At 70.1% G+C, this 20,240-nt stretch carries 16 protein-coding genes; 2 read left to right on the top strand and 14 right to left on the bottom strand.

Annotation, left to right across the window (positions count from 1 at the left end; genetic code table 11):
* Positions 1–138 precede the first annotated feature (138 nt).
* The 10 genes from rodA to ACH5AO_RS04745 form a co-directional block, all read right to left on the bottom strand.
* Positions 139–1,341 (bottom strand): rod shape-determining protein RodA, encoded by a 1,203-nt coding sequence (gene rodA / locus ACH5AO_RS04790; protein ID WP_398921765.1) that lies wholly within the window; start codon positions 1,339–1,341, stop codon positions 139–141.
* Positions 1,338–3,626 carry a penicillin-binding protein 2 gene (mrdA, locus tag ACH5AO_RS04785; protein WP_398921763.1) on the bottom strand — a complete coding sequence of 763 codons (2,289 nt, stop codon included), beginning with the start codon at positions 3,624–3,626 and terminating at the stop codon, positions 1,338–1,340. Before mrdA ends, rodA begins: the two co-directional genes overlap by 4 nt.
* A gap of 114 nt (positions 3,627–3,740) precedes the next feature.
* Positions 3,741–4,409, bottom strand: coding sequence for a rod shape-determining protein MreD (gene mreD, locus ACH5AO_RS04780; RefSeq protein WP_398921761.1), 669 nt, complete (start codon positions 4,407–4,409; stop codon positions 3,741–3,743).
* Positions 4,410–4,423: 14 nt separating this feature from the next.
* Entirely contained in the window at positions 4,424–5,365 is a 942-nt protein-coding gene (mreC, locus tag ACH5AO_RS04775; protein ID WP_398921759.1) for a rod shape-determining protein MreC, read from the bottom strand.
* Between the two features lie 184 nt (positions 5,366–5,549).
* Positions 5,550–6,569, bottom strand: coding sequence for a rod shape-determining protein (locus ACH5AO_RS04770; RefSeq protein WP_006133575.1), 1,020 nt, complete (start codon positions 6,567–6,569; stop codon positions 5,550–5,552).
* Between the two features lie 329 nt (positions 6,570–6,898).
* Positions 6,899–7,312 (bottom strand): nucleoside-diphosphate kinase, encoded by a 414-nt coding sequence (gene ndk / locus ACH5AO_RS04765; protein ID WP_184760623.1) that lies wholly within the window; start codon positions 7,310–7,312, stop codon positions 6,899–6,901.
* Between the two features lie 65 nt (positions 7,313–7,377).
* Positions 7,378–7,728: a DUF4233 domain-containing protein gene (locus tag ACH5AO_RS04760; protein WP_398921757.1), complete on the bottom strand. Its 351-nt coding sequence runs from the start codon at positions 7,726–7,728 to the stop codon at positions 7,378–7,380.
* A gap of 6 nt (positions 7,729–7,734) precedes the next feature.
* Positions 7,735–9,255: a bifunctional folylpolyglutamate synthase/dihydrofolate synthase gene (locus ACH5AO_RS04755; RefSeq protein ID WP_398921755.1), complete on the bottom strand. Its 1,521-nt coding sequence runs from the start codon at positions 9,253–9,255 to the stop codon at positions 7,735–7,737.
* Between the two features lie 55 nt (positions 9,256–9,310).
* Positions 9,311–10,360 carry an acyltransferase family protein gene (locus ACH5AO_RS04750; RefSeq protein ID WP_398921753.1) on the bottom strand — a complete coding sequence of 350 codons (1,050 nt, stop codon included), beginning with the start codon at positions 10,358–10,360 and terminating at the stop codon, positions 9,311–9,313.
* 138 nt (positions 10,361–10,498) lie between these two features.
* Entirely contained in the window at positions 10,499–13,123 is a 2,625-nt protein-coding gene (locus ACH5AO_RS04745) for a valine--tRNA ligase (RefSeq protein ID WP_398921751.1), read from the bottom strand.
* 138 nt (positions 13,124–13,261) lie between these two features.
* On the opposite strand from ACH5AO_RS04745, the gene ACH5AO_RS04740 reads away from it, so the two are divergent.
* Both ACH5AO_RS04740 and ACH5AO_RS04735 read left to right on the top strand, forming a co-directional pair.
* Positions 13,262–14,230, top strand: coding sequence for a hypothetical protein (locus ACH5AO_RS04740; RefSeq protein ID WP_398921749.1), 969 nt, complete (start codon positions 13,262–13,264; stop codon positions 14,228–14,230).
* Between the two features lie 37 nt (positions 14,231–14,267).
* Positions 14,268–15,191: a hypothetical protein gene (locus tag ACH5AO_RS04735; protein WP_398921747.1), complete on the top strand. Its 924-nt coding sequence runs from the start codon at positions 14,268–14,270 to the stop codon at positions 15,189–15,191.
* A 220-nt stretch (positions 15,192–15,411) separates the two neighbouring features.
* Here ACH5AO_RS04735 and clpX read toward each other — a convergent pair whose 3' ends face one another.
* The 4 genes from clpX to tig form a co-directional block, all read right to left on the bottom strand.
* The gene (gene clpX / locus ACH5AO_RS04730) at positions 15,412–16,698 is read right to left on the bottom strand and encodes an ATP-dependent Clp protease ATP-binding subunit ClpX (protein WP_217127785.1); all 1,287 of its coding nucleotides are present in this window, start codon (positions 16,696–16,698) and stop codon (positions 15,412–15,414) included.
* Positions 16,699–16,880: 182 nt separating this feature from the next.
* Positions 16,881–17,573, bottom strand: a complete 693-nt coding sequence (locus tag ACH5AO_RS04725; protein ID WP_073931884.1) for an ATP-dependent Clp protease proteolytic subunit — start codon at positions 17,571–17,573, stop codon at positions 16,881–16,883.
* Between the two features lie 110 nt (positions 17,574–17,683).
* Complete coding sequence (locus ACH5AO_RS04720; RefSeq protein ID WP_030858107.1) at positions 17,684–18,289, bottom strand: ATP-dependent Clp protease proteolytic subunit; 606 nt, start codon at positions 18,287–18,289, stop codon at positions 17,684–17,686.
* A 402-nt stretch (positions 18,290–18,691) separates the two neighbouring features.
* Positions 18,692–20,092, bottom strand: a complete 1,401-nt coding sequence (tig, locus tag ACH5AO_RS04715; RefSeq protein WP_398921745.1) for a trigger factor — start codon at positions 20,090–20,092, stop codon at positions 18,692–18,694.
* Positions 20,093–20,240: the final 148 nt, after the last annotated feature.

Raw genomic sequence — 20,240 nt, 5'->3', positions numbered from 1 at the left:
CGGCCGCTGCGTCCCCCGGGTGGGGGCCCCCTTGGGGGGGGGGGGCCCCGGGGGGGGGGGGGGCCCCCGGGGGGGGGGGGCCGGGGGGGGGGGGGGGGGGGGGGGCGGGGGGCCCCCCCCCCCCCCCCCCCCGACGGTTCACGCGGACAGCGGCCGTTGTATCCGGATGGACTGCAGCAGGCCCACGGCCAGCCACACGGCGAACATGGAGGAGCCGCCGTAGGAGACGAACGGGAGGGGCAGACCGGTGACGGGCATGATGCCGAGCGTCATGCCGATGTTCTCGAAGGCCTGGAAGGCGAACCAGGCGACGATGCCGGCGGCGACGATCGTGCCGTACAGGTCGGTGGTGTCGCGGGCGATGCGGCAGGCGCGCCAGAGGATGATGCCGAGCAGGCCGATGATCAGCGCGCCGCCGACGAAGCCGAGTTCCTCGCCGGCGACGGTGAAGACGAAGTCGGTCTGCTGTTCGGGCACGAACTGGCCGGTGGTCTGGGAGCCCTGGAAGAGGCCGGAGCCGGTCAGTCCGCCGGAGCCGATGGCGATGCGGGCCTGGTTGGTGTTGTAGCCGACGCCGGCGGGGTCGAGCTCGGGGTTGGCGAAGGCGGCGAAGCGGTTGATCTGGTACTCGTCGAGGATGCCGAGCTGCCAGACGGTGACGGCGCCGGCCGCTCCGGCGCCGAGCAGGCCGAAGACCCAGCGGTTGGAGGCGCCGGAGGCGAGCAGCACGCCGAGCACGATGACGACCATGACCATGACCGACCCGAGGTCGGGCATGAGCATCACGATCAGCATGGGGACGACGGCCAGGCCGAGGGCCTGGAGGACCGTGCGGTGATCGGGGTACGGCTTGTCGCCCGCGTCGACGCGGGCGGCGAGCAGCATCGCCATGCCCAGGATGATCGTGACCTTCACGAACTCGGAGGGCTGGAGGGAGAAGCCGCCGGGGAGCTTGATCCAGGAGTGGGCGCCGTTGATGGTGGAGCCCAGCGGGGTGAGCACCAGCAGGATCAGGAAGACCGAGGCGCCGTACAGCAGGGGCACGGCCGTGCGCAGGGTGCGGTGGCCGAGCCAGAGGACGCCGATCATCAGGGCCAGTCCGATGCCGGTGTTGAGCCAGTGCCGGACGAGGAAGTAATAGGGGTCGCCCTGGTTGAGTTCGGTGCGGTTGCGGGTGGCCGAGTAGACCAGGAGCGAGCCCAGCAGGGACAGGGCGAGCGCCGAGAACAGTATCGGCCAGTCGAGGCGGCGGGCCAGGGAGTCGCGGGCGAAGACCCGTGTCCAGCCGGCCCGCTCCGGTCCGTATCCGGAGACCTGGAAGCTGTTGACTCCGCCGGTCATGACGCTGCCCTCCGGAGTGCCTTTCCGGTACCGGTGCCGACGCGTCGTCGCCGGTGGCGGCGGGTCTGGCGGTTGGTGTTCTCCGGTGAGGGGACGGTGCCCGCCTGCTGCGGGTCGGCGGGGTCGTCGCCCTGCGGGGTGGTGGCCTGTGCGTCGGGCGAGGGGGTCGCCCGGTCCTTGGCGGGGTCCTTGGAGATCTTCGGGGACGTGATGGTGCCGTCCGTGCGGACCTTGGGGAGATTCTTCTGCGGCGCGGGCAGCAGCGCCTTCTTCTTGTCGATCTCACCGTCCTCGGAGACGCCGTACAGGGCGTTGTAGATGTTGCGCACGGCGGGGCCCGAGGCGCCGGAGCCCGTACCGCCCTGGGAGATCGTCATGACGATCGAGTAGTCCTCGGTGTACGTGGCGAACCACGAGGTGGTCTGCTTGCCGTAGACCTCGGCGGTGCCGGTCTTGGCGTGCATCGGGATCTCGTCCTGTGGCCAGCCCCCGAATCGCCACGCGGCCGTACCGCGGGTGGCGACTCCCTCGAGGGCTTCGTCTATCTGGGCGAGCGTCTTCTTCGACGTCGGCAGCTTGCCGTGCGCCTTGGGCTCGATCTCCGTGACGGTCTTGCCGTCGGGGCTGATGACGGCCTTGCCGACGGTGGGGTCGTAGAGCGTGCCGCCGTTGGAGATGGCCGCGTAGATGGTGGCCATCTGGATGGGGGTGACGAGCGTGTCGCCCTGGCCGATGGAGTAGTTGACGGAGTCACCCGCGCGCAGCCGGTTGCCTTCGAGGCAGTTCTCGTAGGCGATCTTCTCCGCGTAGGTGCCGTCCTTCTTCCCGTACTTGCACCAGGCGTCCTTGTTGGCCGTCCAGTAGTCCTGCTTCCACTGGCGGTCGGGGACGCGGCCGGTGACCTCGTTGGGCAGGTCGATGCCGGTCTCCTCGCCGAGGCCGAACTGGTGGGCGGTCTTGTAGAACCAGTCGTCGGCGTTCTTCTTCGGCTTGTTGCCGCCGTCACGCTTCCACTCCTGGTGGGCGAGGGCGTAGAAGACGGTGTCGCAGGACACCTCCAGGGCGCGGCCGAGGCTGATCGGGCCGTGGTTCTGGGACTCGAAGTTCTTGAAGACCTGGTTGCCGATGGAGTACGAGCTGGAGCAGTTGTAGGGGCCTTCGAAGGAGTAGCCGGCCTGTATGGCGGCGGCCGTCGGGATCACCTTGAAGATGGAGCCGGGTGCCGACTGGCCCTGGATGGCGCGGTTGAGCAGCGGGTAGTTGGACTTCTTGCCGGTGAGGTTCGCGTAGTCCTTGGCGGAGATGCCGCCGACCCAGGCGTTGGGGTCGTAGGTGGGGTTGGAGGCCATGGCGACGACGCGGCCGGTCTTGGCCTCCATGACGACGACGGCGCCGGAGTCGGCCTCGTAGTTGCGGTTGGTGTTGTGGTCGTGCTGCTTGCGGGCTTCCTTCATCGCCTCGTTCAGCTCGTACTCGGCGATGCGCTGGACGCGGGCGTCGATGCTGGTGACGAGGTTGGCGCCGGGCCGGGCCGGGTCGGCCTCGGCCTCGCCGATGACGCGGCCGAGGTTGTCGACCTCGTAGCGGGTGACGCCGGCCTTGCCGCGCAGCTGCTTGTCGTACTGGCGCTCCAGGCCGGAGCGGCCGACCATGTCGGAGCGCAGGTAGGGCGAGCTGGTGTCCTGGGCCTTGGTGATCTCCTCGTCGGTGACGGGCGAGAGGTAGCCGAGGACCTGGGCGGTGTTGGCCTTGCCGGGGCTCGGGTAGCGGCGCAGGGCCTGTGGCTCGGCGGTGATGCCGGGGAAGTCCTCGGCGCGCTCGCGGATCTGCAGGGCCTGTTTGGCGGTGGCCTCGTCGGTGATGGGGATGGGCTGGTACGGCGAGCCGTTCCAGCAGGGCTGGGGGGTCTCGGCGTCGCAGAGGCGGACCTTCTGCTGGACCTCCTCGGCGTCCATGCCGAGGACGCCGGCGAGTTTGGCGAGGACCGCCTTGCCGTCGTCCTTCATCTTCAGCAGGTCGGTGCGGGAGGCGGAGACGACCAGGCGGGTCTCGTTGTCGGCGAGGGGGACTCCGCGGGCGTCCAGGATGGAGCCGCGGACCGCCGGCTGGACGACCTGCTGGACGTGGTTGCCGGAGGCCTCCTTGGCGTACTGGTCGCCCTCGCGGATCTGGAGGTACCACAGGCGCCCGCCGAGGGTGCCGAGGAGGGAGATGACGAGGACCTGGATGACGACGAGCCGGATCTGGACCCGCGGGCTGCGACCGGTCTCGGGGATGTTGGTCACGCGGTTTCCTCCTCTCTCAGAGCGTGTACGCGTGGGCGGGTACGAGTGGTGAACGGCCGGGCCGTGTGCCCGCGTTCCACCGTCGTTCACTCGTTCCGGTGAAGTTGTGCGAGGTCACAGGCGCTTGACCCCCTTGATGCGTCCGGCGCGGGCCACCCGGGCGCGGGCCGCCTTGACCCGCAGTCCGCCCCGCTGCCCGCCGATGCGCAGTCCGGTGCCTCCGGAGAGCCAGCCGGAGGCGATGTCGCCGGACTTGGCGGGGTTGGTCTCGGCGAGCGGGTCGTTCTCGGCGCGCCGGGCCAGGGCCATGACACCGGGGACGACGAACGGCGCGAGCAGCAGGTCGTACAGGGCGGCGGTGAACAGCAGTCCGCCCAGGCCGACATGGCGGGCGGCGGTGTCGCCGACGAGGGCGCCGACACCGGCGTAGAGCAGGGTGGAGCCGACGGCGGCGGCGACGACCACGACCATCGGGCCGCTCGCCGACTTCACCTGGCCGCTCTCGGGCTTGACGAGTCCGGCGAGGTAGCCGATGACGCACAGCACGAGGGCGTAGCGCCCGGCGGCGTGGTCGGCGGGCGGGGCGAGGTCCGCGAGGAGTCCCGCGGCGAAGCCGATGAGGGCGCCGCTGACGTGACCGTAGACCAGGGCGAGGCCGAGGACGGTGAGCAGCAGCAGGTCGGGGACGGCGCCCGGGAGGTGGAGGCGGGCGAGGACGCTCACCTGGATCACCAGGGCGACGACGATCAGCGAGCCGGCGAGCAGGATCCGGTTGACGCGCATGGGGGTGTCAGCTCCTACTGCTCTTGCTGGTTGAGGCCGTCGGCGGGTGCGGAGGGCGTGACGGTCACCGTCACGGTCGGCGTGGGGGTCGGCTTCGGCTTCTTGGGCAGCACCGTGTCGCGCGGGTCCTTCTCGGGTGCCTGGACGACGACGCCGACGACGTCGAGCTTGCTGAAGCTGACGAACGGCGTGACGGAGAGGGTGCGGGTGAGGTCGCCGCCGGAGGGGTCGACGCGGGAGACGACGCCGACGGGGACGCCGGGCACGAACGGCTTGTCGGCCTGCGAGCCGAAGGTGACCAGGCGGTCGCCCTTCTTGATCTCGGCCTTGCCGTTGAGGAGTTCGACGCGCAGCGGGCGGTCGCCCTGGCCGGAGGCGAAGCCGAGTTCGTCGGTGGCCTCCATGCGGGTGCCGACGGTGAAGTCGGGGTCGGTGGCGAGCAGCACGGTGGCGGTGCTGGGGCCGACGGTGGTGACGCGGCCGACGAGTCCGTCGCCGTTGAGGACGGTCATGTCGCGCTCGATGCCGTCGTCGGCGCCGGCGTCGATGGTGATGGTCCAGGAGAAGCCCTGGGCCGCTCCTATGGCGATGACCTGGGCGCCCTTGATGCCGTACTGGCCCTGCCCGGAGACCTTCAGCAGCTTGTCGAGCTGCTTGAGGCGGCTGCGGCCGCGGTCGTCGCTGCCGAGTTCGGCCTTGAGCGCGGCGTTCTCCCGTTCCAGTGCGGCGAGCCGGTCGTGCCGGTCGCCGGACTCGCGGACGGCCGAGACGGCGTTGCCGATCGGGTCGACCACGCCGGACACGCCGTTCTCGATCGGGCCGAAGACGGTCGCCGCGGCCTGCCGGGCGCCGTCGACCGGTGAATCCTCCCCACCGCGGATGTCCACCGTGATCAGTGCGAACGCGATGGCGATCAGCAGCACCAGGAGCAGCCGGCTCTCTTTCGTGTCCCTCACGTGCGGCGGCCGTGCCTTCCTCGTCGAGAACGGGTATGAGGTGGGGGGTCTGTTCAGGTGTATGAAAAGTGTATTGACGGTGCGTCAAAGGCATTTCGAGGCGTTATGGGGGATTTTGTGCCTCTATATCAATGATCCGCCGCACGGAGAAGGGCATCCCGTACGGCGGAATCGAAGCGTCGTGTCATCTGCGCGGCTGGGCGTCGAGCACCTGCTGAAGCGCCTCGAACTCCTCGACGCACTTGCCGGAACCGAGCGCCACGCTGTCCAGCGGGTCCTCGGCGATGTGGATGGGCATGCCCGTCTCCCGGCGCAGCCGCTCGTCGAGGCCGCGCAGCAGGGCTCCGCCGCCGGTCAGAACGATTCCCCGGTCCATGATGTCGCCGGACAGCTCCGGCGGGCACTTGTCGAGGGTCGTCTTGACGGCGTCCACGATGGCGTTGACCGGCTCCTCGATCGCCTTGCGCACTTCGGCGGCGGAGATGACGACGGTCTTCGGCAGTCCGGAGACGAGGTCCCGGCCGCGGATCTCGGTGTGCTCGTCGGTGTCCAGGTCGTACGCCGAACCGATCGTGATCTTGATCTGTTCGGCCGTCCGCTCGCCCAGCAGGAGGGAGTACTCCTTCTTGATGTGCTGGATGATCGCGTTGTCCAGCTCGTCGCCCGCGACGCGGATGGACTGGGCGGTGACGATGCCGCCGAGGGAGATGACCGCGACCTCCGTGGTGCCGCCGCCGATGTCCACCACCATGTTGCCGGTGGCCTCGTGGACCGGCAGACCGGAGCCGATGGCGGCGGCCATGGGCTCCTCGATGATGTGCACCTGGCGGGCACCGGCCTGCGACGACGCCTCGATGACGGCGCGGCGCTCGACGCCCGTGATGCCCGAGGGCACACAGACGACAACCCGCGGACGCGCCAGGTACCGCCGCTTGTGGATCTTCAGGATGAAGTAGCGGAGCATCCGCTCGGTGATCTCGAAGTCGGCGATGACGCCGTCCTTCAGCGGCCGCACGGCGACGATGTTGCCGGGGGTGCGTCCGATCATCTTCTTCGCCTCGGCGCCGACCGCGAGGATGCCACCGGTGTTGGTGTTGATCGCGACGACGGACGGCTCGTTGAGTACGATCCCACGACCCCTGACGTACACCAGCGTGTTGGCGGTCCCGAGGTCGACAGCCATGTCACGGCCGATGAACGACATTGAGTTCCCCATCAGGATTCGACTGGCCTTCCCACGAGCTTTTGAGGGCTTCTCAGGTCGGCGAGGTGGGTGCGGTGACGTGAATGCTTCCATCGTAGACGCGCCTTCGCGAGCACCGCGCGAGGGTCTTCGCCATTGTCATCAGATGGCGTGCCCCGCTGCTTGTGGAGACGGTCCATCGGGGGCACCCGTTCCCCCGAACGCCACGCATATGCCAGAAAAGGTCCGGGGGCAAAGCCCCCAGACCGTCAGACAGGCGGCCAAACGTACCGGCCGCCGCCGCGATGTGATCGTTATGCGCGGGATTCGCGCACGTCAGAACGCGCGGGTTACGCGCGGCCCGGGAAGAAGATCTTCACCTCGCGCTCGGCGGACTCCTCGGAGTCGGAGGCGTGGATCAGGTTCTCCCGGACGATCACACCGAAGTCGCCGCGGATCGAGCCCGGCGCGGCGGCGATCGGGTCGGTGGGACCGGCCAGTTGGCGCACCCCCTCGATGACCCGCTCACCCTCGACGATCATCGCGACGACCGGACCGGAGGCCATGAACTCCACCAGCGGCTCGTAGAACGGCTTGCCCTTGTGCTCGCCGTAGTGCTGCTCCAGCGTGTCCTGGTCCAGGGTGCGCAGCTCCAGCGCCGTGATCCGCCAGCCGGCCTTGCGCTCGATACGGCTGATGATCTCGCCGGTCAGGCCACGACGGACGGCGTCGGGCTTGAGGAGGACGAGGGTGCGCTGGGTCACGACGGAGCTCCTTGTACGTGAGGTGGTGCGGGGAGACGAGATTACCGGGCGTGTCGGGACATCTGTCACGCAGTGTCAGGCCGGCCCGCCTGAGCGGCGAAACGGGCCTTCGCTTCGTCCACCTTTCGGCCGAAGTGCACCGAAGCCCACCACAGCAGCGCGAAGAGCGCGCCCATGAAGAACATCATCGGGACGAAGACACCGGAGGCGATCAGGGCGATCTGCAGCGCCCAGCCGAGGGCCACCCCGCCGGGCCGGGTGACCATCCCGCACAGGACCACGGACAGGAACATCGCGATACCGCAGACCGTCCACACCGTGCCGGTGGACAGGTCCTGGTCCTTCATCGCGACCAGTCCGGCGAAACCGATGATGAAGAACTCGCCGATCAGGGTCGAGGAGCAGAGCGTACGCACGGGATCTCAGCCCTTCCCCAGGAGCAGTCGGGCCTCGCCGACGGTGATGACGGAACCGGTGACGAGCACACCGCCGCCCGCGAACTCGCCCTCCTCCTCGGCCAGCGTGATGGCGGCCTCCAGGGCGTCGGGCAGCCGGGGTTCGACCTGGACGCGGTCCTCGCCGAACACCTCGACGGCGATGCCCGCTAGCTCGTCGGCGTCCATCGCGCGGTGGCTGGAGTTCTGGGTGACGACGACCTCGGCGAAGACCGGCTCGAACGCCTCCAGCAGCTCGCGCACGTTCTTGTCGCCGCTCGCGCCGACCACGCCGATGAGCCGGCTGAACTGGAACGCCTCCCCGATCGCCGCGGCCGCCGCCCGCGCGCCCGCCGGGTTGTGGGCGGCGTCCAGGACGACGGTCGGCGACCGCCGTACGACCTCCAGCCGGCCCGGGGAGGCGACGGCGGCGAACGCCTTGCGCACGGTGTCGATGTCGAGCGGCCGGGCGTGCTGGGCGCCGACGCCGAAGAACGCCTCCACGGCGGCGAGCGCCACGGCCGCGTTGTGCGCCTGGTGCTCGCCGTGCAGCGGCAGGTACACCTCGGGGTACTCGCCGCCGAGCCCGCGCAGCGTCACCAGCTGGCCGCCGACGGCGACCTGCCGGGCCACCACCCCGAACTCCAGACCCTCCCGGGCCACCGTCGCGTCCACCTCGACGGCCTTCCTCAGCAGCACCTGCGCGGCGTCCACCGGCTGCTGCGCCATGATCACCGTCGCGTCCCGCTTGACGATGCCGGCCTTCTCGCCGGCGATCTCGGCGGGCGTGGTGCCGAGCCGGTCGGTGTGGTCGAGGTCGATGGGCGTCACCACGGCGACGCCGGCGTCGATCACGTTCGTCGCGTCCCAGCTGCCGCCCATGCCGACCTCGACGACCGCCACGTCCACGGGCGCGTCGGCGAAGGCCGCGTACGCCATGCCGGTCAGCACCTCGAAGAAGGACAGCCGGTGCTCCTGCGTGGAGTCGACCATCTCGACGTACGGCTTGATGTCCCGGTACGTCTCGATGAACCGCTCGGCGGTCACCGGCGCCCCGTCGAGGCTGATCCGCTCGGTGACCGACTGGACGTGCGGGGAGGTGTAGCGGCCGGTGCGCAGCTCGAAGGCGCCGAGCAGGGCCTCGATCATGCGGGCGGTGGAGGTCTTGCCGTTGGTGCCGGTGATGTGGATCGAGGGGTACGAGCGCTGGGGCTCCCCCAGGACGTCCATCAGCGCGGCGATGCGGGCGACCGAGGGCTCGAGCTTGGTCTCGCCCCAGCGGCCGGCGAGCTCCGCCTCGACCTCGCGCAGGGCCTTGTCGACCTCGGGGTCCTCGGGGCGGGCCGGCACGTCCGCCTGGGGCGGGCCGCCCTGGGTGCGCAGGGTGCGGCTGCCGGCCTCGATCACCGCGAGGTCGGGGTCACGACGGGTCTCCTCCTCGACGAGCTCCGTGAACTCGTCGAAGGTGTCGTCCGGGTCGGGACCTGCTGATTCTGGGCGCTCGCTCACGGTACCCAGTCTACGGAGCGGCCCGGGCGGCGCCCGGCTGGCCCGGCGCCCCGCCTCAGCCGAGCCACCGCCGCAGTCCCGGCCTGCCCCACAGGACGCTCGCGGCGAAGGACAGCACGGCGGCGGCCACCGCCGTCACGGCGAGTGCCACGGCTGCCGCCGGCCCGTGCGGCACCCGCTCCGCGACGGGCCTGACCAGCAGCATCACGAACAGCAGATGCACCAGGTACGACCCGAACGACGCGTCCGACAGCCGCACCAGCACCGCCCGCGCCCTCTCGGGCACCCGCACCCCGCCCACCGCGCCGAGCACGGCGAAGGTCAGCGCGGCCACCACGACGCTCCCGTACGCGGCGGGGTGCCGCACGGTGAACTGGTACAGGGTGAGGGCGGCCAGCGCGACCGCGGCGCCCGCGAGCCACAGCGGGCGCGGGCCGCGCCGCCGGGCGGCGAGCAGGACGGCGCCCGCCAGCGCGTAGCCCAGTGAGTACAGCGACACGCCCCAGTCCCAGGCGGGCAGCGGCAGCCCGGTGAGGATCCGCACGTCCTCGACGAGCGCCGGTGCGACGGCGAACGCGGTGAGCAGCAGCAGCGACCGGCGGGGCGCGGCGCGCCGCCGGAGGACGAGCACGACGACGCCGAGGAGCAGGAGGAGCGGTACGTAGACGTAGAGGTACCAGAGGTGGAAGGCGGCCTCCACGGAGCCGGACAGGGCCTGTACCGCCTCCTGGGAGCCGCCGTTCGGGGGCCGCCCGGACACGTACTGCCAGAGGAGGTAGACCGCAGTCCACACCGCCATCGGACGCAGGATCCGTCCGAGCCGGGTGAGGAGCTGGGCGTCGTCGCGCACCGGCGAGGCGACGAGGGCGGCCCAGCCGGCCATCGCGAAGAACGCGGGCACGGCGAACCGGCCGGCCGAGTCGCCGAGGATGCCGGCCGTGCGGTGGCCCGCGTCGAAGAACTCGGCGGAGGCGTGCACCAGGACGACGGCGGCGGTGCAGACGACGCGCAGGAGGTCGATGTCGTACCGCCGGTCCCGGCCGGGTCTGCCCCGCTCGGTGTGCGCGGCGGGTGGTGCGGCGGTCGGGGGCGCGGTGCGGGGCATCGTGGGGGTGCTCCTGACGGCGTGGCCTGGCGGTGGGCGAAACCGCAGGTTTCCCCGGGCGGGTTACACGACACCCACGGCGACGTGAACGGCCCCCGACCTGAGGGGTCGGGGGCCGTGACCGGTCCGGGCCTGCCGTCAGGCGCCGGGCAGACGGTCCAGCTGGGACTGGATCCGGATGATGTCCTCCTCCGCCTTGGCCAGGCGGGTGCGGATCTTGTCGACCACGTGGTCCGGGGCCTTCGCCAGGAACGCCTCGTTGCCGAGCTTCGCCGTCGCCTGGGCCTTCTCCTTCTCGGCGGCGGCGAGGTCCTTGGCCAGGCGCTTGCGCTCGGCTGCGACGTCGATCACACCGGACAGGTCCAGCGCGACCTCCACGCCCGCGACCGGCAGGGTCGCCGTGGCCGTGAAGGTCTCCCCCTCCGGCTGGAGGCGCAGCAGCTGGCGGATCGCCGGCTCGTGCGCGGCGAGCGCCGTCCCGTCGAGCGTCAGGCGGGCCGGAACCCGCTGGCCCGGCTGGAGCCCCTGGTCGGCGCGGAAGCGGCGGACCTCGGTGATCACCGACTGGAGCGTGCCGATCTCGCGCTCGGCGTCGGCGTCCCGGAAGCCACTGTCCCGCGGCCAGTCCGCGACGACGACCGACTCGCCTCCCGTCAGCGTCGTCCACAGCGTCTCGGTGACGAACGGGACGACCGGGTGGAGCAGCCTGAGCGTGACGTCGAGGACCTCGCCGAGGACCCGCTTGCTGACCTCGGCCGGTTCGCCGCCCGCCTGGAAGGTGGTCTTGGACAGCTCGACGTACCAGTCGAAGACCTCGTCCCACGCGAAGTGGAACAGCGCGTCCGACAGCTTGGCGAACTGGTAGTCGTCGTAGTGCGCGTCGACCTCGGCGACGACCGCGTTCAGCCGGGACAGGATCCAGCGGTCGGTCGGCGACATCGCCGACGCGTCCGGCAGCGGGCCCTCGACCGTCGCGCCGTTCATCAGCGCGAAGCGCGTGGCGTTCCAGATCTTGTTGGCGAAGTTGCGCGAGCCCTGGACCCAGTCCTCGCCGATCGGCACGTCGACGCCGGGGTTGGCGCCGCGGGCGAGCGTGAACCTCAGCGCGTCGCTGCCGTACTTGTCCATCCAGTCCAGCGGGTTGACCGCGTTGCCGAAGGACTTCGACATCTTCTTGCCGAACTGGTCGCGGACCATGCCGTGCAGGGCGATGGTGTGGAACGGCGGGGTGCCGTCCATCGCGTACAGGCCGAACATCATCATCCGGGCGACCCAGAAGAAGAGGATGTCGTAGCCGGTGACCAGGACGGAGTTCGGGTAGAACTTCGCGAGCGACTCGGTCCGTTCGGGCCAGCCGAGCGTGGAGAACGGCCACAGGCCCGACGAGAACCAGGTGTCGAGGACGTCGGTGTCCTGGTGCCAGCCCTCGCCGGTCGGGGCCTCGTCGTCCGGTCCGACGCAGACGACCTCGCCGTTCGGTCCGTACCAGACGGGGATGCGGTGGCCCCACCACAACTGCCGCGAGATGCACCAGTCGTGGAGGTTGTCGACCCAGTCGAAGTACCGCTTCTCCATCTCCTGCGGATGGATCTTGACCTTGCCCTCGCGGACCGCGTCACCGGCCGCCTTCGCCAGCGGGCCGACCTTGACCCACCACTGCATGGACAGCCGCGGCTCGATGGTGGTCTTGCAGCGCGAGCAGTGGCCGACCGAGTGGACGTAGGGCCGCTTCTCGGCGACGATCCGGCCCTCGGCGCGCAGCGCGGCGACGATGGCGGAGCGGGCCTCGAGCCGGTCCAGGCCCTGGAAGGGGCCGTGGGCGGTGATGACCGCGTGCTCGTCCATCACGGCGATGGACGGCAGGTCGTGCCGCCGGCCGATCTCGAAGTCGTTCGGGTCGTGCGCCGGGGTGACCTTGACGGCACCCGTGCCGAACTCGGGGTCGACGTGCTCGTCCGCGACGACCGGGATGGAACGGTCGGTCAGCGGCAGCTTGACGAGCTTGCCGACGAGGTGCTTGTAGCGCTCGTCCTCGGGGTGGACGGCGACGGCCGTGTCGCCGAGCATCGTCTCGGCACGGGTCGTGGCGACGACGATCGTCTCGTCCCCCTCGCCGTACGTCATGGAGACGAGCTCGCCGTCGTCGTCCTGGTAGTCGACCTCGATGTCGGAGATCGCGGTCAGACAGCGCGGGCACCAGTTGATGATGCGCTCGGCGCGGTAGATCAGCTCGTCGTCGTAGAGCCGCTTGAAGATGGTCTGGACGGCCTGGGAGAGGCCCTCGTCCATCGTGAAGCGCTCACGCGACCAGGCGACGCCGTCGCCGAGGCGGCGCATCTGCCCGGAGATCTGCCCGCCGGACTCGCCCTTCCACTGCCAGACGCGCTCGATGAACGCCTCACGGCCGAGGTCGTGGCGGGACTTGCCCTCCTTGGCGAGCTCCCGCTCGACGACGTTCTGCGTGGCGATGCCGGCATGGTCCATGCCGGGCTGCCACAGCGTCTCGAAGCCCTGCATGCGCTTGCGGCGGGTCAGCGCGTCGATCAGCGTGTGCTCGAACGCGTGCCCGAGGTGCAGGCTGCCGGTGACGTTCGGCGGCGGGATGACGACGGTGTACGGGGGCTTCTCGCTTCCCGCGTCCGCCTCGAAGTAACCGCGCTCCACCCAGCGCTCGTACAGCGGCCCCTCTACATCGGCCGGCGCGTACTGGGTCGGCAGTTCGGTCGTGGGCGCTGGTGGCTCCTGCTGAGCGTTCTCGGTCACGGGGGTCAGTTTAGAGGCGTCACAGGCCTGTCCCGAAACGCGTTTCCTTTGTAACGGTGCGCCCCCCACTGGCCTGAACGTGTCATGCCTGAGCCAGGATGTCAGCAGCACATAAGCATCTGGAGGGGGAATCCCGTCATGAGTCACAACCAGCCGGGCCCGTACGGCGGGCAGCCTCAGCAGCCCGGGCCGTACGGCCAGCCGGGTCCTTACGGCCAGCCGCCGCAGGCTCCGCAGCCCGGCTACGGCTACCCCCAGCAGGCCCCCCCGCCCGGCCAGCCGGGGTACGGCTACCCGCAGCAGCCGGGCCAGCCCGGTGTCCCGCCCCAGCAGCCGTACGGCCAGCAGCCCCCCTACGGGCAGCAGCCGCCCTACGGCCAGCCCCAGTACGGCATGCCGCCCCAGCCCCCGGCGTCGGGCGGCGGCGGCAAGAAGGCCGGGATCATCATCGGCGCGGTGGCGGTCGTCGCGGCCATCGGCGTCGGCGCGTACTTCGTGATCGGCGGAGGCGGCGGCGCGGACATCGCGGACGACGGCCCGCACAAGCTGACGACTCCGGCGACCGTACTCAGTGACGAGTACAAGAAGGGCGACGCCGAGGAGAGCGACGGCTTCGACGAGAACGACATGAAGGAAGCCGAGAAGAACGGCGTCAAGAACGCCAAGAACGTCAACGCGGTCTACCAGGCCGGGGACGAGAGCAATCCGCTCGCCATGAAGATGATCCAGTTCATGGGCGTCTACGGCGAGATCGACGACCCGGAGAAGGTCGTCGACGCCATGTTCGCGCAGATGAAGAAGGAATCCACCGGGGACGAGGAGGCCGAGCTCGTCGGCAGCCCGAAGGCCTTCGAGCCGAGCGCCCTGGACGGCGCCGTCCTGAAGTGCCAGGAGATCAAGGGCAAGAACAGCGGCTCCACCCCGGGCGACCCGGCCTCCGGGCCCTCGGAGATCAGCATGCCGGTGTGCATCTGGGGCGACCACAGCACGCTGGCCGTCGTCATCAACACGGATCTGGCCGACGCCATGGCCGGCAAGGCCGCCGACCTGGAGAAGGCCGCCGACCTCACCGCCAAGTTCCGCAAGGACGTCCGCGTCAAGGCCTGACCCGCACCGCATCGGCACCTGAAGGGGGAACCCCGTCATGAGTCACGACCAGCCGGGCCCGTACGGCGGGCAGCCTCAGCAGCCCGGACCGTACGGCCAGCCGGGTCCTTACGGCCAGCCGCCGCAGGCTCCGCAGCCCGGCCACGGCTACCCCCAGCAGGCCCCCCCGCCCGGCCAGCCGGGGTACGGCTACCCGCAGCAGCCGTACGGCCAGCAGCCCCCCTACGGGCAGCAGCCGTACGGCATGCCGCCCCAGCCCCCGGCGTCGGGCGGCGGCGGCAAGAAGGCCGGGATCATCATCGGCGCGGTGGCGGTCGTCGCGGCCATCGGCGTCGGCGCGTACTTCGTGATCGGCGGAGGCGGCGGCGCGGGCGGCCTGGAGGACGACGGCGCGCACAAGCTCTCCGCGCCGGAGAAGGTGCTCGACGAGTACACCCGTGTCGGTGAAGGCGGCGAGGACTCCAGCTCCGGCACGGTGGACGATCTCGCCGAGGGCGGCATCGAGAACGGCAAGTCCGTCGGTGCCTCCTACTCCACGGCCGACTTCAGCGGCTACGACCCGCAGGACCCCGCCACCATCCCCGACAAGGCCGAGTTGCTGGCGGCCAAGGGGGTGACGTTCTTCGGCGCCTACGGCGAAGTCGCGGACCCCGAGGCCGCGCTCGACAAGATCTTCGCCTCCCTCGAGAAGGAGACCGGGGAGAACTCCGGCAACGGGCTCATGACCGACCTGGTCGGTGAGCCGGAGTCCGTCGACATCGACGGCGCGGTGATGAAGTGCCAGGCGGGCAAGGGCACCAACGACCTCACCCAGAAGGAGACGACCAACTGGTTCTGCGCCTGGGCCGACTACAGCACCATCGCGGTCGTCTCCCCCGGTGACAACACCAAGGACATCACCAAGGACGCCGCGGTGGACATCGCCACGAAGCTGCGCGACGAGGTCCGGGTCAAGGCCTGACGACGAGCGCGGCGCGGGGAGCCGTCGACCGGCGGCTCCCCGCAAGGCGGTCGGCCTTGCCGGCGGTGAGCTGAACACGTGGGACGCGCATGCCACCAGTGGTGCCGGCAGGCGTCCGCGGACCGGTTCGAGGATCAGCGGGGAATCGGCCGTCTCCCGCTGCCGTGAGCCCGAAAGGCACCCCGGCCGCCTCGCCGGGGTGCCTTTCGGGTGTCTGCCGCTATGCCGTCTTCTGCTCGCCCGGGCCCCGGCCGCGGGCGTCGCGCGGGATCAGGGTCGGGTTGACGTTGGAGAGGACCACGTCGGCCGTGATGACCACGCGGGCGACGTCCTTGCGGGACGGGACCTCGTACATCACGCCCTGGAGGACCTCCTCCATGATGGCGCGCAGGCCGCGGGCGCCGGTCTGGCGGAGGATGGCCTGGTCGGCGATGGCCTCCAGCGCCTCGCGCTCGAAGTCCAGCTCGACGCCGTCGAGTTCGAAGAGGCGCTGGTACTGCTTGACGAGTGCGTTGCGCGGCTCGACGAGGATCTGGAGCAGGGCCTCGCGGTCGAGGTTGTGGACGCTCGTGATGACGGGGAGCCGGCCGATGAACTCGGGGATCATGCCGAACTTGACCAGGTCCTCCGGCATGACCTCCTCGAACTGGTCCTTGGACTCCCGCTCCTGCTTGGAGATGATCGTCGCGCCGAAGCCGATGCCCTTGGCTCCCGCCCGGCCCTCGATGATCTTCTCCAGTCCGGCGAAGGCGCCGCCCACGATGAACAGCACGTTCGTCGTGTCGATCTGGATGAACTCCTGGTGCGGGTGCTTGCGGCCGCCCTGCGGCGGGACCGAGGCCGTGGTGCCCTCGAGGATCTTCAGCAGGGCCTGCTGTACGCCCTCACCGCTGACGTCACGGGTGATCGACGGGTTTTCACTCTTCCGGGCGACCTTGTCGATCTCGTCGATGTAGATGATCCCGGTCTCGGCCTTCTTGACGTCGTAGTCGGCCGCCTGGATCAGCTTCAGCAGGATGTTCTCGACGTCCTCGCCGACGTAGCCCGCCTCCGTGAGCGCCGTGGCGTCGGCGATCGCGAACGGGACGTTCAGCATCCGGGCGAGGGTCTGCGCCAGCAGGGTCTTGCCGGAGCCGGTGGGGCCCAGCAGCAGGATGTTGGACTTCGCCAGCTCGATGGCGTCGTCACGGCCCTGGGCGCCGCCGTTCTCGCCGGCCTGGACGCGCTTGTAGTGGTTGTACACGGCGACGGAGAGGGCCTTCTTGGCCGCCTCCTGCCCCACCACGTACCCCTCGAGGAACTCGTAGATCTCGCGGGGCTTGGGGAGCTCCTCCCAGCGGACCTCGCTGGTCTCGGCGAGCTCTTCCTCGATGATCTCGTTGCAGAGATCGATGCACTCGTCGCAGATGTACACACCGGGCCCTGCGATGAGCTTCTTGACCTGCTTCTGGCTCTTGCCGCAGAACGAGCACTTGAGCAGATCGCCGCCGTCACCGATGCGTGCCACGGTGTGCTTCCCCTTCGCCTGGGAGTCGTCTGGACGCGGGCGTCCGGCGGCTCCTGGTGCTGCCTTATGTCCGACGGTACCTTGCCTGGCCCCCCGTTCGGGCCCCCCTTGGCACGGTTCACTTTGACGTGGACTGTGCCAAACCGTGCCAAGGGGCGGCAGACGTCACTCTCCGCCCCGCGTCAGCGCAGGCTGGTGTTGTCCATCTTCCGGGTGGTGATGATCTGGTCGATCAGGCCGTACTCCAGCGCGTCCTCGGCCGTGAGGATCTTGTCGCGCTCGATGTCCTCGCGGATCTTGTCGAGCGGGCGGGTGGAGTGCTTGGCCAGCATCTCCTCCAGCTGGCTGCGCATCCGCAGGATCTCGTTGGCCGCGATCTCCAGGTCGGAGACCTGGCCGCGGCCGGTCTCGCTGTACGGCTGGTGGATCAGCACGCGCGCGTTCGGCAGCGCCATGCGCTTGCCGGGCGTACCGGCGGCCAGCAGGACGGCGGCGGCGGAGGCCGCCTGGCCCATGCAGACCGTCTGGATGTCCGGCTTCACGTACTGCATCGTGTCGTAGATCGCCGTGAGCGCGGTGAAGGAGCCGCCGGGGCTGTTGATGTAGACCGAGATGTCCCGGTCGGGGTCCATCGACTCCAGGCACAGCAGCTGCGCCATGACGTCGTTGGCGGAGGCGTCGTCGATCTGGACGCCGAGGAAGATCACGCGCTCCTCGAAGAGCTTCGCGTACGGGTCGTACTCACGGATGCCCTGGGAGGTGCGCTCGACGAAGCGCGGGATGACGTAGCGGGACTCGGCCGAGGGGCCGGTGTACCGGCCCTCGGAGGCGGCGGGCGTGCGGTCGTACAGGCCGCTGCCGGGGAAGCTGTTCACGGTGTCTCCTGAAAGGGGCTGAGGCGGTCGGCTGGGGCTGCTGGGGCTGTTCACCGGGCGCGGGGGCCCGGTGGGGCGTCCACGGGGCCGCGAGGGCCCCGCGAGGCCGCTCAGGCCCCGGTGCCGCCGCCGCCCGGCATGCCGGCGGCCGTGGCGATCACGTCGTCGATGAGGCCGTACTCCTTGGCCTCGAAGGCGTCGAACCAGCGGTCACGGTCGGAGTCGCGGGTGATCTGCTCGACCGTCTGGCCGGTGTGCTGGGCCGTCAGCTCGGCCATGCGCTTCTTGGTGTGCAGCAGACGCTCGGCGTGGATCTTGATGTCCGAGGCCGAGCCGGCCAGGCCGGCGGACGGCTGGTGGATCAGGATCTCGGCGTTCGGCAGCGCGAAGCGCTTGCCGGGGGTGCCGGCGCTCAGCAGGAACTGGCCCATGGAGGCCGCCAGGCCCATGGCGATCGTCACCACGTCGTTCTTGATGTACTGCATGGTGTCGTAGATCGCCATGCCGGCCGTGATGGAGCCGCCGGGGCTGTTGATGTACAGGTAGATGTCCTTGTCCGGGTCGGAGGCAAGGAGCAGCAGCTGTGCGGTGATCTTGTTGGCAATGTCGTCGTCGACCGGCTGGCCGAGGAAGATGATCCGCTCGCCGAGCAGCCGGTTGTAGACCTGGTCGCCGAGGCCACCACCGATGGAGGGCTCGCCGGCGGCTGAGGGCATCAGATTCGTCACGTATCCACCTGCTCGTCTTACGACGGCGCCGGGCCGTCTCACGTGTCCCTACGGGGTCGGAGCCGTATTCGGTGACTCGCGTCCCCTGGTATTCAAGGACCCTAACGCGGTGACTCCGCCAGGGAATCCCGGTAACGGGAGTGTTCGCCGGGGGCGTAGAGGGGTGTACTCCGCGGTGTGCTCGGCGGGGAGCGCCGTGCGCCTTTCCGGCGGGGGCCACTGGTCCGCGGGCGGCCGCGGACCAGTGGGTGCCGGTCGCGCCCGCCCGGCGGGGCCGCGCGTCGCCACCGCCCCGCGCCCCCGGGCGGGCCGCCCCGCCGTTCGACGGCAGGGCCCCGGGGTGACGCGCACCCCGGGGCCCTGGCGATCATGTCAGAGGTGACGCGAGGGTCAGCCCTCGGTCTTCTCCTCGGCGCCCTCGGTCTTCTCCTCGGCCGACTCGGTGGCGGCCTCGGTGGCCTCCGCCTCGTCCGTCTCCTCCTCGTCCTCGAGGTCGACGATCTGGCCGTTGGTGTCCTTGACCGTGGCCTTCTCGACCACGGCGGCCAGGGCCTTGCCGCGGGCGACCTCGCCGACGAGGAGCGGGACCTGGCCCTGCTCGACGACGGCCTGGGCGAACTGGTCGGGGGACATGCCGGAGGAGGCGGCGCGCCGCATGAGGTGCTCGGTGAGCTCCTCCTGGTTGACGTTCAGCTTCTCCTGCTTGACGAGCTCGTCGAGCACGAACTGGGTCTTGATGCCCTTGATCGCGGCCTCGCGGGTCTCGGCCTCGAACTCCTCCTCGGTCTTGCCCTGGATCTCCAGGTACTTCGCGAGGTCGAGGCCCATCTGGCCGAGCTGGTGGTGCTCGAGGTTGTGCTTGCGGGTGTTGATCTCGTCCTCGAGCAGCTTCTCGGGGACCGGGACCTCGACCAGCTCGAGCAGCTTCTCCAGGACGCGCTCCTGGGCCTGCGTGGCCTGGTCGTACTCCTTCATGTTCTCCAGGCGCTTGCGGCTGTCCGCCTTCAGCTCCTCGAGGGTGTCGAACTCGGACGCGAGCTGGGCGAACTCGTCGTCCAGCTCCGGCAGCTCACGCGCGGCGACCTGGGAGACCTTGACGGTGACCTCGGCCTCCTTGCCGGCCGCCGAACCGCCCTTGAGCTCGGAGGTGAAGGTGGCCTCGCCACCGGCCTCCAGGCCCTTCACGGCGTCGTCGATGCCGTCCAGCAGCTCGCCGGAGCCGATCGTGTACGACACGTCGTTCGCGACGCCGTCCTCGAGGACCTCGCCGTCGACCTTGGCCTCCAGGTCGATGGTGACGACGTCGCCCTCCTCGGCGGCGCGCTCCACCGGGGAGGTGGAGGCGAAGCGCTCGCGGAGCTGCTCGACCGACTTCTCGACGTCCTCGTCGGTGACCTCGACGGCGTCGACCTCGACCTCGATGCCGGAGTAGTCCGGGATCTCGATGGCCGGGCGGATGTCGACCTCGGCGGTGAAGTTCAGCGTCTCGCCGTCCTTCAGCTCCGTGATGTCGACCTCGGGCTGGCCCAGCGGGCTCAGCTCGGCGTCGTTGACGGCGTCGGTGTAGAACTTCGGGAGGGCGTCGTTGACGGCCTCCTCCAGCACCGCACCGCGGCCGAAGCGCTGGTCGATGACCCGGGCCGGGACCTTGCCCTTGCGGAAGCCCTTCACCGTGACCTGCTGGTTGATCTTCTTGTACGCCGCGTCGAGGCTGTCCTTGAGCTCCTCGAAGGGCACCTCGACAGTGAGCCGAACCCGGGTCGGGTTCAGGGTCTCCACGGCGCTCTTCACGGTTCGGTCTCCTTGTGGCTGACTTCTCGGGTTCTGCCGGGACCAGAGCGGCCCGGCCGATTCGCCGCCCGGAGGACTTCAGAGACACACAGGGCGTGCAGCTTGCATAGTAACGGCAGCGGCTACGGCACCCAAAAGGCGATCACCG

This window comes from Streptomyces sp. NPDC018964 (assembly GCF_044390325.1).
Taxonomy (GTDB): Bacteria; Actinomycetota; Actinomycetes; order Streptomycetales; family Streptomycetaceae; genus Streptomyces.
This window is presented reverse-complemented; position numbering and strand designations above follow the sequence as displayed.

Excerpts from the sequence above, each read along its gene's own strand:
- ACH5AO_RS04750 (WP_398921753.1), bottom strand. The coding sequence starts at position 10,360 with ATGCCCCGCACCGCGCCCCCGACCGCCGCACCACCCGCCGCGCACACC.
- ACH5AO_RS04735 (WP_398921747.1), top strand. The coding sequence starts at position 14,268 with ATGAGTCACGACCAGCCGGGCCCGTACGGCGGGCAGCCTCAGCAGCCC.
- ACH5AO_RS04740 (WP_398921749.1), top strand. The coding sequence starts at position 13,262 with ATGAGTCACAACCAGCCGGGCCCGTACGGCGGGCAGCCTCAGCAGCCC.
- mreD (WP_398921761.1), bottom strand. The coding sequence starts at position 4,409 with ATGCGCGTCAACCGGATCCTGCTCGCCGGCTCGCTGATCGTCGTCGCC.
- ACH5AO_RS04770 (WP_006133575.1), bottom strand. The coding sequence starts at position 6,569 with ATGTCGTTCATCGGCCGTGACATGGCTGTCGACCTCGGGACCGCCAAC.
- rodA (WP_398921765.1), bottom strand. The coding sequence starts at position 1,341 with ATGACCGGCGGAGTCAACAGCTTCCAGGTCTCCGGATACGGACCGGAG.
- ACH5AO_RS04720 (WP_030858107.1), bottom strand. The coding sequence starts at position 18,289 with ATGCCCTCAGCCGCCGGCGAGCCCTCCATCGGTGGTGGCCTCGGCGAC.